The organism is Streptomyces sp. NBC_01689 (assembly GCF_036250675.1).
In the GTDB taxonomy this organism is placed as follows: domain Bacteria; phylum Actinomycetota; class Actinomycetes; order Streptomycetales; family Streptomycetaceae; genus Streptomyces.
In genome coordinates this window covers 7,673,540-7,687,012 of the sequence record NZ_CP109592.1, presented here as the reverse complement: position 1 = coordinate 7,687,012, position 13,473 = coordinate 7,673,540, and the positions used below count along the sequence as shown (strand labels likewise).

Sequence of the window (13,473 nt, the reverse complement as noted above, 5' to 3'; positions counted from 1 at the left end):
AGACCCGTACCTCTGTTGTCTCCTTCCGGCGTACGGCGCAAACAGCCCGGGTATCACCAAACGGGCAGAAGACGGTGCGTCAGCTGCCGTGGGTGAACGAGGAGTTGTGTGCGTATGACGTGCTGGTACGAGGGCCCCTTGGCCGCGTTCGACACGGAGACCACGGGCGTGGACGTCGAGACCGACCGGATCGTGTCGGCCGCCGTCGTCGTCCAGGACGCCGCGGGTTCCCGGCCCCGGGTGACCCGTTGGCTGGTGAACCCGGGAGTGCCGGTGCCCGAGGGTGCGACGGCGGTGCACGGGCTGACGGAGGAACATCTGCAGCGCAACGGCCGGTGGCCGTCGCCGGTGATGGACGAGATAGTCCGGGTGCTGGGCGAGCAGGCCGCGGTGGGCCGGCCGCTGGTGGTGATGAACGCGCCGTTCGATCTGACGCTGCTGGACCGGGAGTTGCGTCGGCATCGCGCGTCGCGTCTCGACCGCTGGTTCGAGTCGGCGCCGCTGCGTGTGCTCGATCCACGGGTCCTGGACAAACATCTGGACCGCTATCGCAAGGGCCGGCGCACGCTGACCGATCTGTGCGCCCATTACGGCGTCGCCCTGGAGGGCGCGCACGACGCGGCGGCGGACGCGCTGGCCGCCATGGAGGTGGTACGAGCGGTGGGGCGCCGGTTCGCTCCCCGACTGGAGCGGCTCTCCCCGGCCGAGCTGCACACCTTGCAGTCGGTGTGGCACGCGGCACAGGCCCGCGGACTGCAGGCGTGGTTCGCGCGCAGCGGGTCGGAGGAGTCGGTGGATCCGTCATGGCCCCTGCGGCCGGAGCTGTCGGCGGCGGCCTGAGCGGGGGCGCGGGGGACCGCGTGGAGACCGGCACCGGCCGTCCGGGCTGCAAAAAGGCCGGCCCGTCTGTGACGGACCGGCCTTTCCCGGTGGGCGATACTGGGTTCGAACCAGTGACCTCTTCGGTGTGAACGAAGCGCTCTCCCACTGAGCTAATCGCCCGGGAACGCACTGAACAATACAGGTCTCGGCGGGTGTCGTTCAAACCGCTCGCAGAGAGGTCCTCAGTCCGCGCTGTCCGGCACGCATCATCAGCGCGTGGTTGAGGCGGAAGAGGGGCCGTCCCGGCACGGCGAACCGCCGCAGCAGGGCCTTGCGGACGTCGACCTCCTGCTCGTACCGGGCGCGGGTGCCCGGCCCGTCGGGGCACAGGGTCCAGCGGGCCCATCCCTCGATGTCGCCCGACATGGCGATCTCCAGGACCCGGGCGACCGGGTCGCTCCGCGTCTCACGTGCGGTGAACACCAGGTCGTACGGCAGGAACGAGCGGATACGGATGGTGCCGCTCCGTTCGTCGGCCGGGCGCACCTCACGGACCTGGGGCCACCAGTGCGGGTAGTTCTCGGCCTGTTCCAGGGCGCGGTAGACGTCGGCGGGCCGTGCGGGCAGGATCCACAGGCTGCGGAAGCGATAGTGACACCAGTCCATGGGCCGAGTGTGCCCGTCCTGGGATCCGGGCACGAGGGCGGCGGCGGGCCGGCTCACGCCACCGGAGATCGCGGACTCGGCTTCGAGGGGGCGGTTCTGACGGAGCGGCGGTCACGCGGCCGACGTTCCGTCACCCGCGCCCGGCTTCTCAAATACCTTCCGAGCGAGGACAAGTGACATCGCGTGGGATCCGACCGGAATACAGCGTTGCATTTCCGTCGGTCCGGCCGGCCTTCTCCACCGCGGGCATTTCCGGTGTCGCAGCGAGCCAGAGACCGAGTCGCGCCGCCCGTCCTGTCACACTTCCGCAAGAAGTCGACGCCCTTCCGGAAATTGTCCCGCGGGAGTCCGGCGGGAACTTCTCCCGAAAGCCCGCATAATCCCGGAGGTCCGTCTTGCCCCGGCTCCCGGACGCCGGTCCGCCCTTCGGCACCGGGGGTTCCTGGTCCGGCGCACGGCCGGCACACCGTCAGCCGTGGCCCACGGCGCCCGTTCCGGCACAGGCGGCCCTCCCGGCGCGGCCCGCCCCCGCCCAGACCCCCAGGACGCCGAGGCGGCCGGGCGCCACCCCACCCCGATGGCCGATCCCGTTCACCCTCGCCGTCGTTTTCCGGGCACACGGTCCTCGTGGCCGGGATCCCGCGGTACGCGCCGCGAGGCCGCTACCCGGAGTGACGCGACGCCCCGTGACCTGGCACGGAAACGACGAAGGCGGCCCGCTCCACGTCTCCGTGGATCTGGGCCGCCTACCGTGCTCGTGGGCGATACTGGGATCGAACCAGTGACCTCTTCGGTGTGAACGAAGCGCTCTCCCGCTGAGCTAATCGCCCGGGCGCAGGGAGAACATTACCCCATGTCAGGGGGTGACTCCGACCGGCCGGGGACCCTCGGGCCGGCAGCGGGCGCACCACACCGTCACCCCTCGTCACTCCTTGATGTTCCAGGGCATCTCGAAGCCGAACTTCCAGACGTAGACGGCACAGAGGGCCCCGATGATCACGAGACCGACGGTCGTGAGGATGATGTTGCGCCGCCGGACCGCGGGGTCGAGCGCACGCTGCGTCGCCTCCGTGACCTTGCGCTTCGTCCAGCGCAGCACCAGCTGCGCCCAGACGAACTCGGTCGCCCAGATCGCCATGCCGCCGAAGATCACCAGCCAGCCGGGGCCCGGCAGCGGGAGCATGATCACGCCCGCGACGACCACCGCGAGCCCCACGACGAAGACGCCCACCTGCCAGCTCACGTGCAGCGCGCGACGCGCCTTGATGAATTCCGGCGCCCGCGAACCGAGCGGCTGCTCGGCCTTCTCGTCATCGGTCATGGCGACCTCGTCCAGCCCGTCACTCCCCGTATTCATACGACCAAACCCTACCGGAGAGAATCCGGTCACCGGAATGGCCCTATCCGGCGAAGGCACCCTCGGCCGGATGAGTTACGTAAAGGCACGCAAAACACTCAGAGGGGTTTACAACGGCACCGTAGGTGGCATGTCGATTTCGCCGACGTGCGAATCCCCGAGCGCACACTGAGCGAAAGGCCCTGGCGCTTATGAACACCACGGTCAGCTGCGAGCTGCACCTGCGCCTCGTTGTGTCGAGCGAGTCCTCACTGCCTGTTCCCGCAGGACTGCGGTATGACACGGCCGATCCCTACGCCGTGCACGCCACCTTCCACACCGGAGCCGAGGAAACCGTCGAGTGGGTGTTCGCCCGCGACCTCCTCGCCGAGGGCCTCCATCGGCCCACCGGAACCGGCGACGTCCGAGTCTGGCCGTCCCGAAGTCATGGTCAGGGCGTTGTCTGCATCGCCCTGAGCTCCCCGGAGGGCGAGGCTCTGCTCGAAGCCCCTGCGCGGGCCCTGGAGTCCTTCCTGAAGCGAACGGACGCCGCCGTGCCCCCGGGCACGGAACACCGGCACTTCGATCTCGACACGGAGCTCTCACACATCCTGGCCGAGAGCTAGCGACCCCACAGAGCCGCCCGGCGCCGTCCACTCGGGGAGACGGCTCGGGCCTACACAACCGCATAGGGCACAACCGAGTTAGGCACGACAGCATGTGGCACAACCGCACAGAGCACGAACACCGACGCCGTCGCCGCGGACTTCCGCGACGACGGCGTCGGTGCGTGTGACGCCGGTGCGTGTGGCGCCGGACACCGTGAGTCGCGCCGACCCCCTCGCGCGGTCACGCTGCGCACACGCCGGCGCCCCGGACACCCGGGGCCGCGCCGCCCGGGCCGTCCCCGCTCCCCCACGCCCGGGAAGCCACTACCATCGGCCAGCATCGGCGGGCGGCCGCCCGACCCTCAGGCCAGGGAGCGAAACGTGCTGATCACCCACGACACCCGGTGCGCCCTCGACACCGTGGTGGATCTGGTGAACACCGCGCCGGAGGACGACACGGCGGACGGGCTCGCGGACGTCCCGTCCCTCGCCGATTTCGTACGAAAGCACGACATCAGCGATGTCGGCGTGCTCTCGGAGCGGGATCTCGCGGCCGTACGCTCCGTACGCGGCCGGTTCGCGGGGGTCTTCGCCGCCGACGAGCCGCGGACCGCCGCAGGGCTCATCAACGAGCTGGTCGCCGCGGCGGGCACCACGCCCCGCCTCACGGACCACGACGGTTACGACTGGCACGTGCACTATTTCGCGCCGGGCGCCTCGGTCGCCGACCACCTCGCGGCCGACTGCGGGATGGCGCTGGCGTTCTTCGTGGTCGCCGGGGAGCAGGACCGGCTGCGGCGCTGCGAGGCACCGGACTGCCGGCGTGCCTTCGTGGATCTCTCCCGCAACCGGTCGCGCCGCTACTGCGACAGCAGAACGTGCGGGAACCGGCTCCACGTGGCCGCGTACCGGGCACGCCGGAAGGAAGCGGCGGGCTGAGCGGCCCCCGAAGTCCCCGGGAGGCCTCGGGAAGCCGCGGGAGGCCGAGAGGCCTCGGACAGGTCTCCGGTCGGCACCGCGGCGGGCTACGGAGCCCTCGGCGGGTGACGCCAGGGGCTCCGTGTACGGCTCAGAGCAGCAGCAGGTCGTGCAGCGAAGCCATGAGCAGGAGACAGCCGATCACCGCCAGGAAGATCATCAGCGGTGGCTGGGAGAGCGCGAAGAGACAACCTCGCCGCTCCTCGGAGGGCGCGGCGGGGTCGCTCTGTTCTGTGTCCAGCATCTCGCGGCGATGATGACGCAGCCACCACCCGCTCCGCGATCAACACGCCCGGGATGACAGGGAGTTCGCCAATATCCGCAATATCCGCGATGAGCAGGAACGAACGTGATCGTTTCCGTGACCCGCGTGATCCGCCCTCTCGCTTCGGACCGGGCGGGGCGTCATATCCCGTGCTTCTTGAGGATGGCCTCGATGTCACTGAAGTCGTCGCCGGTGCCGGAGGACCGGGGGGTCGTCGCGGGACGCGCGGCCGGGCGGGTGCCCTGGCTCAGCGAGGGCGCCGACGCCGCGGGGGCCACCGCCCCGCTCCGGGCGGCCCGGGCGGCCGCCTTGCGCTCCTTGCGGGTCCGGCCGCCGCGCCGCTCCACGGTCCGCACCGTCATGAACAGCAGCCAGGCGGCGGCGAGCACGGCGAAGCCCGCCCACGCGGTCGGGCTGAACGCGGTGTCGGCGAGCCAGCCGACGACCCCGGTCATCACCAGTCCGACCGGCACCAGCGCATAGGCGGCGACACGGGCGGCGGCGAGGAAGCGTTTGCGGTACGCCGTGACCGCGGCGATGCCCAGGCCGGCGGCGGAGACGGCGGAACAGACGGTCTCGGCAATCATCCGGTCCTCCAGGGCAGGACTCGACGGGGCGGGGCGGTTCGTCCCTTCCATCCTGCACCGCCCCGCGCCCGATATGCCATGCTCCGGGCATACCTCAGGGACATCTCCGGGTCGCCTCCTCCCCAGGTCCCGGTCGGCACGTCGTCCCGCCCGGGCTCCCCGGTGCCGTGTGGGCCGCCGCACCCGGGGCTGGGAGACTGGGGACATGAACGACTCCTCCGCAGCCACCACCGTCGTCCTGGACGTCTGGTGCGAACTCCAGTGCCCCGACTGCCGTGACGCCCTCGACGACCTGCGCGCCCTGCGCGCCCGCTACGGCGACCGGCTGGAGCTGCGGCTGCGGCACTTCCCGCTGGAGAAGCACCGGCACGCCTTCGCCGCCGCGCAGGCCGCCGAGGAGGCCGCGGAACAGGGCCGGACCTGGCCGTACGTCGAGGCGGTGCTCGGACGGGTCGAGGAGCTGGACCGCGGGGGCGAGCCCTTCCTGATCGAGATCGCCCGTGAACTCGGCCTGGACGAAGAGGAGTTCGACACCGCACTGATCGACGGGCGGCACATCCTGATCGTCGACGCGGACCAGGCCGAGGGCAAGGCCATCGGCGTGACCGGCACCCCGACGTACGTCATCGGCGGCGAGCGCCTCGACGGCGGCAAGAGCCAGGAGGGGCTGCGCGCGCGGATCGAGGAGATCGCCGACCGCCTGCTGGCCGGGGACCGGTAGCACCCGCCGGGCGGGGTGCTCAGAGCAGGTTCTTGTAGAGGTGGTACGTGTTCGTCGTGTAGCCGAGCGACTCGTAGAGCTTCTCGGCCGGGGCGTTGCCCGCGAACACGTTGAGGCCGATACGGTCCCGCCCGGCGCTCAGGGCCTGCGCCTCGGCCACACGCATCAGGGAGCGACCGTGGCCGCGCCCCCGGTGCCCGTCGGCGGTCTCGACGCCGAGCACGTACGCCGTGTCGGGCCACAGCCCCACCCAGAGGGTCCCGACCGGGACTCCGTCCTGCTCCAGGACGGTGATCAGCGCGTTCTCGCCGGCCAGGCCGTCCGGCAGAAATCTGGCGTGCCCCTGGTCGGTCTTGGCGTACGCCTCCGCCTCCGGCACGCCCCACTCCATGAGGACACCGGCGAAGGCCTCGCGCTCGCGGGCCAGCCAGGGGGCGTACTCGGCCTCGGTCATGGGCCGCGCGACGCCTCCGGCGGCCAGTCCGGGCGGTGGGCCGGCCAGCCGCTTGGTCATGTTGCGGTTGCTGAGGACGTATCCGAGCGTCGTGGCGAGCCGCAGCGCGGCCGGCGCGTCCCCCGGCACCGCGGTCTCGACGCGTCGGCAGCCCCAGGAGCGCGCCACCTCCTCGGCCGCGAGCGCTGCCACCGTCCCGCGCCCCCGTCCGCGGTCCGGCTCGTCGACGCGCAGCTCCCCGATCCGGGCCACCGAGGGCCCGTACTCGGGATGGGTGGAGAGATGGATCCCGCCCACGGGACGGCTGTTCACGCACACCTGGTAGCGGCGGGACAGCGCCCCGTCGGCTCCGCGCTGAAGCGGCTCGGTCGGCCGCAGGGTGGTGGTCATCAGGGGTGTTCTACCCACCCCGCCGTCCCCCGTCATCCCGATTTACGGCTGCCGTGGGGCCGGTCCGGGGCCTTCGTGCCGTGGAGCGCGTGGACCGGCCCGGCCGGCCCTACGGTTCGAGGTCGTGTCCGGCTCGCTCGTCGAAGATCCGCATGGCCTTGGCCGTCACCGGTCCCGGTGCGCCCGGGAGTTCGCGTCCGTCGACCCGGTGCACGCCCTGCACGTCCCGCAGGGTGGAGGTCAGGAAGATCTCGTCGGCGCGCTCCAGGACGTCCAGCGGCAGGTCGGTCTCCCGGGCACCGGTCCACTCGACGGCGAGCGCGCGGGTGATGCCGGCGAGGCAGCCGGAGGCCACCGGCGGGGTGTGGATCTCCCCGTCGAGCACGACGAAGACGTTCGACCCCGTACCCTCGCACAACTGCCCGACCGTGTTGGCGAACAGCGCCTCGGACGCGCCCTGTTCGCGCGCGCGGGCCAGCGCGACCACGTTCTCGGCGTACGAGGTGGTCTTGAGGCCGGTGAGCGCGCCGCGTTCGTTGCGGGTCCACGGCACGGTGATCACCGCGGTGGAGTCGGGCCGCCTGGCGGACTCGCCCAGCGCGACGACCAGGGTCGGGCCCCGGTCCCCCCGGTCGGAACCGAGCGGGCCGTGGCCGCCGGTGTACGTGATGCGCAGACGGCCGAGCGGCATCGGGTTGGCGTCCAGGACGGCCGCGCAGGCGCGGCGCGCCTCGTCGAGGTCCGGGTCGGGCAGCCCGAGGCCGCGCGCGGAGCGGACGAGCCGGTCGAGGTGGCGGGTCAGCGCGAACGGCCGCCCCTCCACCGCCTTCACGGTCTCGAAGATGCCGTCGCCCACGGTCAGTCCGTGATCGAAGACGGAGACGCGGGCGGACTCGCTGTCCTGCAGCCCGCCGTCGAGCCAGATCTTCACGTCAGGATCCCTTCACTCACCTCGAATGCTCCCGACGCTACAGCGAGCAGCCGGGAGGCCTTCAGCTCGGTCTCGCGCCACTCGCCCTCGGGGTCGGAACCCCAGGTGATGCCGGCGCCGGTGCCGAACCGCAGGACACCCTCCCGCCGGTCCGCCCAGAAGGTGCGGATGCCGACGGCGAGTTCCCCGGTGCCGCGGTCGGCGTCGACCCAGCCGATACCCCCGCAGTAGGGGCCGCGCGGGGCGGTCTCCAGCGATTCGATGATGCGCAGGGCGCTGGCCTTCGGGGCCCCGGTGACCGAGCCGGGCGGGAAGGCGGCGGCCAGGAGCCCGGGCCAGCCGACGTCCTCGCGCAGCTCGCCCCGCACGGTGGAGACGAGGTGCACGAGCCCCGGATGCTTCTCGACGGCACACAGTTCCGGCACGGTCACAGTGCCGGTGGCACAGACCCGGCCGAGGTCGTTGCGGACCAGGTCGACGATCATCACGTTCTCGGCGTAGTCCTTCTGCAGGAGGTCGGCCTCGGTGCGTCCGGTGCCCTTGATGGGGCCGGACTCGACCGTGCGGCCGGCGCGGCGCAAGAAGAGTTCGGGAGAGGCGGTTGCCGTCTCGACGCCGTGCCGGGGCAGCCGGACGGTCCCCGCGTACGGGGCGGGGTTGCCGCGGGCCAGCAGGGCGGTCAGGGCGTCCAGGTCGGCGTCGGGGGCGAGCGGCGCGGACAGCACACGGCAGAGGTTCGCCTGGTAGACCTCGCCGGCGGCTATGTGGTCGCGGATACGGCCCACGGCGCGCGTGTACGCGGCGCGGTCGAGGGACGACGTCCAGTCACCGGCGGCCGGGCCGCGCCAGCCGCCGGGCACCGGCGCGGGCACCGGTTCGCGGCGCACGTCGCCGAAACGGGCGCAGACCAGGCGGCCCTCGAAGTCCGCCGAGACGGCCCAGAAGCCGGTGGAGTCCAGGGCCGCGGGGTCGTCGGTGACATCGAGGAGACCGGTCGCGACGAGGTCGCCGAAGCGGGCGAGAGGAGGGAGGTCGAGCACGCAGTCGAGTCTAGGACGGGTGACCTGCGGGTGCCCTGACCGTGTCCTCGGGCGGACAGACCGCAGCACGCTGCGCAAACGCGTTTTTGTACTGGCCCGGGAATCCGCTAGAGTTCAACACGTCGCCGGGACGCGCAAGCCGATCGGAAACGACAAGCGGACGTAGCTCAGTTGGTAGAGCGCAACCTTGCCAAGGTTGAGGTCGCCAGTTCGAACCTGGTCGTCCGCTCGCAGGACAGTGGGGGATCCACCCGAACCCCCGCGCTCCTGGTGGAGTGGCCGAGAGGCGAGGCAACGGCCTGCAAAGCCGTCTACACGGGTTCAAATCCCGTCTCCACCTCCAAGGACGATTAGCTCAGCGGGAGAGCGCTTCCCTGACACGGAAGAGGTCACTGGTTCAATCCCAGTATCGTCCACTGGATCACTCCGCACCGGTGTGCGTGATCCGAACCCGCGCGATTAGCTCAGCGGGAGAGCGCTTCCCTGACACGGAAGAGGTCACTGGTTCAATCCCAGTATCGCGCACGTAGCACAGCCCGGATCCTGTACCTTGAGGTCCGTCCCGCGCGATTAGCTCAGCGGGAGAGCGCTTCCCTGACACGGAAGAGGTCACTGGTTCAATCCCAGTATCGCGCACCAGCCAGAAGCCCCCGGCCGTCTCGTACGGTCGGGGGCTTCGTCGTGCGCGCCGCGCCCGGCCGGGGAGACCCCGGCCGGTCCGGTCACGACGAGAAGAGCATGTGCCCGAAGCTCTTGTGCCGGTGGTGACCGCCGTGGCCGCCGTAGTGACCGCCTCCGTGGCCACCGCCGTGCGGGGCGCCCCAGGCGGGCGCGGGGGCGGCCGGGTACGCCTGCGGGGCGGCCGGGGGCGGCGGCGCGGGCTGCGACCACTGCGCCTCCACGCGGGTCAGGGCCTCCAGCTCGCCGTAGTCGAGAAAGATCCCGCGGCAGCCGCTGCACTGCTCGATCTGAACACCGTTGCGGTTGTACGTGTGCATCGGCGCATGGCACTTCGGACACTGCATGCTCGGCTCAACTCCTCGCCGGTCGGTACTGCTTCCGCCAGGACAGACACTGCCCGGCTCCGATCGGTTGCACCCTACGTCGTCGGGCCGGGGGCCAACTGCGGCGGGACGGTTCCCATTCGGTCGCACGCGTCGACCACGGCCTGCTGCACCTCGTCCAACGGGCGGTCCGCCGCGACGGACTTGGCGATCGCCAGCGCCGCGGTCTGCACCGTGAGCGCGCGGGCCGCCACGTCCAGGGCTGGCCACGGGTCGCCGTCCGCGGGGACCGCCGGGCCGCCCGCGCCCCGGTAGGCGGTCAGGAAACGGGTCCACTCGTCGGGCGGGAGCAGGCCGCAGGCGTACCAGGCCGCGGGGCGGGCCAGGTCCCAGGCCGGGACGCCCACGCCGAGGTCGTCCACGTCGATGAGGAGCCAGCGGCCGGCCGGGGCGGGGTGGCGGACCAGCTGGCCGAGGTGCAGGTCGCCGTGGCACAGGACGTCCGGGCCGGGCATGGGGGCCTCCGCGCGGGCCCAGGGCGGCAGCTCCGCCCAGGCGCGCAGGACCGGGGCGGTGGCCGGGTGCGGACCCGCCGCCCGCAGCCGCGCGATCGCCCGGGCCGCCTTGACGGGGCCCCGCATGGGCGGCAGGCCGGCCGGGGCGGGGGTGCGGTGGAGGCGGGCCAGCAGGGTCGCGGCCGCCTCCCAGGGGGCCGCCTCCGGGGTCTCGGGGTCGACCGGGGTGCCGTACGGCCAGAAGGTGACCGGACGTCCGTGGAGGTCGGAGGGGTCCGGGCGGAGCGGGGCGAGGAGGACGCCCGCCAGGGCGGGGTGCGCGGCCACCGTGAGGCGGGCGGCGAGGGCGACGGGGTCCGTACCGGGCGCGTGGGCCTTGGCCACGGTGTCGCCGTGGCGGACGACGGTGCCGTCGGACCGGTCGGCGAGGACGCTGTCCCGGTGGTCGCAGGCGCGGGCCGTGGGGTGGGCCGCGCGCCGCGCCCCGGCGGCCAGCGCGGGCAGCACATCTGCGGTCACGGGTCCCCCTGGTGCGTCCGGTACCGGGCGAGCGTACGCAGCGGGGCGCTCCGCGACGAGCCCCGGTCCCTCGTTCCTGGTCCCCACTCCTCGGTCCCCGTTCCCGGCCCCCGCCCCTCGTCCCCATCCCCTGTCCCTCGTTCGTCGCTCCTCGTCCGGGCCGGGGGGCGGGGCCGTGGGGCCGCCAGGGCGTCGGGGACGGGGAGCGTCGTCGGGAACGGGCGGAGAGGGGAGCGGGTGTCTCCGGGACAAAAGCAATGCCCGCGCAGCTCCCCAGCTGCGCGGGCATTTTTTGCCGTCCGCCGCACCCCCGTCCCCACGGGGTTTCATGGCCGGATGTCCCCGCCCGGACCGCTCTTCCGGGCCTGGGGCGCCGCTCAGCGCCCCAGCATCACGCCCACGGACGACGCCTGTGTGACCACTGACTCCCAGCCGCCGAAGACGACCACGAGCAGGGCCGCCAGAGGAAGGACCATCGCTGTCGCCACCAAGGGGTGGCGCTGACCCTGACGACGCGGGCGGAACGCTGCGCTGTACGCCCTGCGTCCCTGCGTGCGGATCGCCGTCCGCGGTGCCGTGTGGGCCATGGTCCCTCTCCTGACCGTGCATCTGTGTGGTTGGCAGCGGCGGGTGTCTGACCTCGGGGGACGAGTGCTGCACCCGCCGCTTGGCCTCAAATCTACGGGCGTGGCGGCACCGGGTCGTCATGCCCTCGTACCGATTGCCGGGCCTCCCGGAGGATGAGCGATGACCTGCGGTGTACTCCCCTGGGTGGAGACGAGGACCTAGGTCTCAGGGTCTTCCCGGAGGGGGTGTCCGGTCCGCCCCTACTGTTCCGAGCTGTCCTCTCTGGGCACCGGCTGCTCGACGAGCGCCAGCACCCGCGTCGCCATGAAGCGGGCGGTGCGCACGACCGATCCGCTCCGGGTGACTTCGCTCACTTCCACGACACCTCGGCGTACCGCTGTCTCCACCCTGCGGCCCGCCCTGCTCGCCACCACCTCGTACGTACGCGTCGTGTCCCCGGCGTCCACGACTATCTCCACGCGATCACCCTTCACGGGCCCAATCCCCCTTCTGCGACGGATGGTTGGGATCACAGCCGGCCCAAGGCCGTACTGTTCGCGCGTTCCCTGACCACCTCTCAAGTTTCCCACCCGGCACTGACAATCGATCGGAGCGCGAGGGCGCGGCCTCTGCGCGCTCCCGGCCGCGGAAACGTAAGCTGTGGCTCGTCAAACGGACCGGGCAGCGGGGATGGACATGGCGATGATGCGCCTGAGGCGCGAGGACCCGCGTGTCGTCGGCTCGTTCAGGCTTCACAGGCGGCTCGGCGCGGGCGGGATGGGCGTGGTCTACCTGGGCTCCGACCGCCGCGGACAGCGGGTCGCGCTCAAGGTGATCCGGCCCGACCTGGCGGAGGATCAGGAGTTCCGGTCGCGGTTCGCGCGCGAGGTCTCGGCGGCCCGGCGGATCAGGGGCGGCTGCACGGCCCGGCTCGTCGCGGCCGATCTCGACGCGGAACGGCCCTGGTTCGCCACCCAGTACGTGCCGGGACCCTCGCTGCACGACAAGGTCGCCGAGGAGGGCCCGATGGCGGCCGCCGACGTGGCCGCCGTGGGCGCCGCGCTCTCGGAGGGCCTCGTGGCGGTGCACGAGGCGGGGGTCGTGCACCGCGACCTGAAGCCGTCCAACATCCTGCTGTCCCCGAAGGGGCCGCGGATCATCGACTTCGGCATCGCCTGGGCGACGGGGGCCTCCACCCTCACGCACGTCGGCACGGCCGTCGGCTCACCCGGCTTCCTGGCGCCCGAGCAGGTGCGCGGCGCCGCCGTCACCCCGGCCACGGACGTCTTCGCGCTGGGCGCCACCCTGGCGTACGCGGCGACCTCCGACTCGCCCTTCGGGCACGGCAGTTCCGAAGTGATGCTCTATCGGGTGGTGCACGAGGAGCCGCAGCTGCACGGCGTGCCCGACGCGCTGGCCCCGCTCGTCCGGGCCTGCCTCGCCAAGGACCCCGAGGAGCGCCCCAGCACCCTCCAACTGTCCCTGCGGCTCAAGGAGATCGCGGCCCGCGAGGCACAGGGCATGGCGGACGTCAGGCCACCCACGCAGCGCAACGACCCCGACCGGCCCACCGGGCGTCTCGCCGAGCAGTACGCCGAGCAGCCCACCCAGCGCCGCCCGCAGGGCACTCCCCCGCCGCGCACCGGAGGGACGAACGGCGGCGGCTCCCGTCCGACCCCGTCCGGCTCCCGGCCCGCGCCGTCCGGCTCCCGTCCGACGCCGTCCCGGAACACCGGGCGCTCCGGCAGCCGGCCCGCGCCCCGCAGCGGGGCCGGGCGGCCGGGACCGCGGACCACCGGGACCGGGCGCCGGCCCGCCAATCCGAGGCTGCTGCGCCAGCGCCTGTTCGTGTTCGTCGTGGTGACGCTGCTCGTCGCCCTCGGCATCGCGGTGGCACAGGGCTGTCAGGGTCCGGCACGCGGGCTCGACAACGGGGTCGGGGGCGACGTCGTACGAGTCCTGCCGCAGGAGCGGCCGTCGTCCTCCGTGGCACCCGCCGGGGACGCACGGGGCGAGCGGTACCGGAGCTTCGACGGGACGGTCGGCCGGACGGCGGGGTGAGGCGGCCCG

At 72.5% G+C, this 13,473-nt stretch carries 16 protein-coding genes and 7 tRNA genes; 10 read left to right on the top strand and 13 right to left on the bottom strand.

Features of this window, described 5'->3' with window-relative positions:
• Positions 1 to 114: 114 nt before the first annotated feature.
• Positions 115 to 840 (top strand): 3'-5' exonuclease, encoded by a 726-nt coding sequence (locus tag OG776_RS32945; protein ID WP_148007784.1) that lies wholly within the window; start codon positions 115 to 117, stop codon positions 838 to 840.
• Between the two features lie 90 nt (positions 841 to 930).
• On the opposite strand, the gene OG776_RS32940 is transcribed toward OG776_RS32945, so the two are convergent.
• The 4 genes from OG776_RS32940 to OG776_RS32925 form a co-directional block, all read right to left on the bottom strand.
• Positions 931 to 1,002 (bottom strand) — tRNA-Val (locus OG776_RS32940).
• Between the two features lie 39 nt (positions 1,003 to 1,041).
• Positions 1,042 to 1,488, bottom strand: coding sequence for an SRPBCC family protein (locus OG776_RS32935; protein ID WP_148007783.1), 447 nt, complete (start codon positions 1,486 to 1,488; stop codon positions 1,042 to 1,044).
• Between the two features lie 758 nt (positions 1,489 to 2,246).
• Positions 2,247 to 2,318: transfer RNA gene (locus OG776_RS32930), tRNA-Val, on the bottom strand.
• 95 nt (positions 2,319 to 2,413) lie between these two features.
• The gene (locus OG776_RS32925) at positions 2,414 to 2,845 is read right to left on the bottom strand and encodes a TIGR02611 family protein (protein WP_329322983.1); all 432 of its coding nucleotides are present in this window, start codon (positions 2,843 to 2,845) and stop codon (positions 2,414 to 2,416) included.
• Positions 2,846 to 3,036: 191 nt separating this feature from the next.
• Between OG776_RS32925 and OG776_RS32920 the strand changes: the two genes are divergently transcribed.
• Both OG776_RS32920 and OG776_RS32915 read left to right on the top strand, forming a co-directional pair.
• Positions 3,037 to 3,450: an SsgA family sporulation/cell division regulator gene (locus tag OG776_RS32920; protein ID WP_003959770.1), complete on the top strand. Its 414-nt coding sequence runs from the start codon at positions 3,037 to 3,039 to the stop codon at positions 3,448 to 3,450.
• Positions 3,451 to 3,813: 363 nt separating this feature from the next.
• Positions 3,814 to 4,371 carry a CGNR zinc finger domain-containing protein gene (locus OG776_RS32915; protein ID WP_148007781.1) on the top strand — a complete coding sequence of 186 codons (558 nt, stop codon included), beginning with the start codon at positions 3,814 to 3,816 and terminating at the stop codon, positions 4,369 to 4,371.
• A 130-nt stretch (positions 4,372 to 4,501) separates the two neighbouring features.
• Here the strand turns inward: OG776_RS32915 and OG776_RS32910 are convergent, their stop codons facing one another.
• Entirely contained in the window at positions 4,502 to 4,654 is a 153-nt protein-coding gene (locus OG776_RS32910; protein WP_187285502.1) for a hypothetical protein, read from the bottom strand.
• A gap of 161 nt (positions 4,655 to 4,815) precedes the next feature.
• The gene (locus OG776_RS32905) at positions 4,816 to 5,262 is read right to left on the bottom strand and encodes a hypothetical protein (protein WP_261994404.1); all 447 of its coding nucleotides are present in this window, start codon (positions 5,260 to 5,262) and stop codon (positions 4,816 to 4,818) included.
• 205 nt (positions 5,263 to 5,467) lie between these two features.
• Between OG776_RS32905 and OG776_RS32900 the strand changes: the two genes are divergently transcribed.
• Entirely contained in the window at positions 5,468 to 5,983 is a 516-nt protein-coding gene (locus tag OG776_RS32900; RefSeq protein ID WP_187285501.1) for a DsbA family protein, read from the top strand.
• Between the two features lie 19 nt (positions 5,984 to 6,002).
• Here the strand turns inward: OG776_RS32900 and OG776_RS32895 are convergent, their stop codons facing one another.
• The 3 genes from OG776_RS32895 to OG776_RS32885 all read right to left on the bottom strand — a co-directional run bounded on the left by OG776_RS32895 (position 6,003) and on the right by OG776_RS32885 (position 8,798).
• A complete protein-coding gene (locus OG776_RS32895; protein ID WP_148007778.1) occupies positions 6,003 to 6,827 on the bottom strand; it encodes a GNAT family N-acetyltransferase in 825 nt (274 codons plus the stop codon).
• A 109-nt stretch (positions 6,828 to 6,936) separates the two neighbouring features.
• Entirely contained in the window at positions 6,937 to 7,758 is an 822-nt protein-coding gene (locus OG776_RS32890; protein WP_148007777.1) for an aminotransferase class IV, read from the bottom strand.
• Complete coding sequence (locus OG776_RS32885; protein ID WP_329322982.1) at positions 7,755 to 8,798, bottom strand: chorismate-binding protein; 1,044 nt, start codon at positions 8,796 to 8,798, stop codon at positions 7,755 to 7,757. Before OG776_RS32885 ends, OG776_RS32890 begins: the two co-directional genes overlap by 4 nt.
• Before the next feature lie 156 nt (positions 8,799 to 8,954).
• Between OG776_RS32885 and OG776_RS32880 the strand changes: the two genes are divergently transcribed.
• From OG776_RS32880 to OG776_RS32860, 5 genes are all read left to right on the top strand, one after another.
• Positions 8,955 to 9,027, top strand: a tRNA-Gly gene (locus OG776_RS32880).
• Between the two features lie 40 nt (positions 9,028 to 9,067).
• Positions 9,068 to 9,141, top strand: a tRNA-Cys gene (locus OG776_RS32875).
• 1 nt (position 9,142) lies between these two features.
• Positions 9,143 to 9,214, top strand: a tRNA-Val gene (locus OG776_RS32870).
• Positions 9,215 to 9,251: 37 nt separating this feature from the next.
• A tRNA-Val gene (locus OG776_RS32865) sits at positions 9,252 to 9,323 on the top strand.
• Between the two features lie 39 nt (positions 9,324 to 9,362).
• Positions 9,363 to 9,437, top strand: a tRNA-Val gene (locus OG776_RS32860).
• A gap of 83 nt (positions 9,438 to 9,520) precedes the next feature.
• Here OG776_RS32860 and OG776_RS32855 read toward each other — a convergent pair.
• From OG776_RS32855 to OG776_RS32840, 4 genes are all read right to left on the bottom strand, one after another.
• Positions 9,521 to 9,823 (bottom strand): TFIIB-type zinc ribbon-containing protein, encoded by a 303-nt coding sequence (locus OG776_RS32855; protein ID WP_329322981.1) that lies wholly within the window; start codon positions 9,821 to 9,823, stop codon positions 9,521 to 9,523.
• A 74-nt stretch (positions 9,824 to 9,897) separates the two neighbouring features.
• Entirely contained in the window at positions 9,898 to 10,836 is a 939-nt protein-coding gene (locus OG776_RS32850) for a phosphotransferase family protein (RefSeq protein WP_329322980.1), read from the bottom strand.
• 377 nt (positions 10,837 to 11,213) lie between these two features.
• Complete coding sequence (locus OG776_RS32845) at positions 11,214 to 11,423, bottom strand: hypothetical protein (RefSeq protein WP_148007775.1); 210 nt, start codon at positions 11,421 to 11,423, stop codon at positions 11,214 to 11,216.
• Between the two features lie 240 nt (positions 11,424 to 11,663).
• Entirely contained in the window at positions 11,664 to 11,897 is a 234-nt protein-coding gene (locus OG776_RS32840; protein WP_081223398.1) for a hypothetical protein, read from the bottom strand.
• Positions 11,898 to 12,093: 196 nt separating this feature from the next.
• Between OG776_RS32840 and OG776_RS32835 the strand changes: the two genes are divergently transcribed.
• Complete coding sequence (locus tag OG776_RS32835; protein WP_261994403.1) at positions 12,094 to 13,464, top strand: serine/threonine-protein kinase; 1,371 nt, start codon at positions 12,094 to 12,096, stop codon at positions 13,462 to 13,464.
• The last annotated feature ends 9 nt before the right edge of the window (positions 13,465 to 13,473 follow it).

Bases quoted from the DNA above. Each gene is read 5' to 3' on its own strand.
- OG776_RS32945 (WP_148007784.1), top strand. From the start codon at position 115: ATGACGTGCTGGTACGAGGGCCCCTTGGCCGCGTTCGACACGGAGACC.
- OG776_RS32935 (WP_148007783.1), bottom strand. From the start codon at position 1,488: ATGGACTGGTGTCACTATCGCTTCCGCAGCCTGTGGATCCTGCCCGCA.
- OG776_RS32925 (WP_329322983.1), bottom strand. From the start codon at position 2,845: ATGAATACGGGGAGTGACGGGCTGGACGAGGTCGCCATGACCGATGAC.
- OG776_RS32920 (WP_003959770.1), top strand. From the start codon at position 3,037: ATGAACACCACGGTCAGCTGCGAGCTGCACCTGCGCCTCGTTGTGTCG.
- OG776_RS32910 (WP_187285502.1), bottom strand. From the start codon at position 4,654: ATGCTGGACACAGAACAGAGCGACCCCGCCGCGCCCTCCGAGGAGCGG.
- OG776_RS32905 (WP_261994404.1), bottom strand. From the start codon at position 5,262: ATGATTGCCGAGACCGTCTGTTCCGCCGTCTCCGCCGCCGGCCTGGGC.
- OG776_RS32900 (WP_187285501.1), top strand. From the start codon at position 5,468: ATGAACGACTCCTCCGCAGCCACCACCGTCGTCCTGGACGTCTGGTGC.
- OG776_RS32895 (WP_148007778.1), bottom strand. From the start codon at position 6,827: ATGACCACCACCCTGCGGCCGACCGAGCCGCTTCAGCGCGGAGCCGAC.
- OG776_RS32855 (WP_329322981.1), bottom strand. From the start codon at position 9,823: ATGCAGTGTCCGAAGTGCCATGCGCCGATGCACACGTACAACCGCAAC.
- OG776_RS32845 (WP_148007775.1), bottom strand. From the start codon at position 11,423: ATGGCCCACACGGCACCGCGGACGGCGATCCGCACGCAGGGACGCAGG.
- OG776_RS32835 (WP_261994403.1), top strand. From the start codon at position 12,094: ATGGACATGGCGATGATGCGCCTGAGGCGCGAGGACCCGCGTGTCGTC.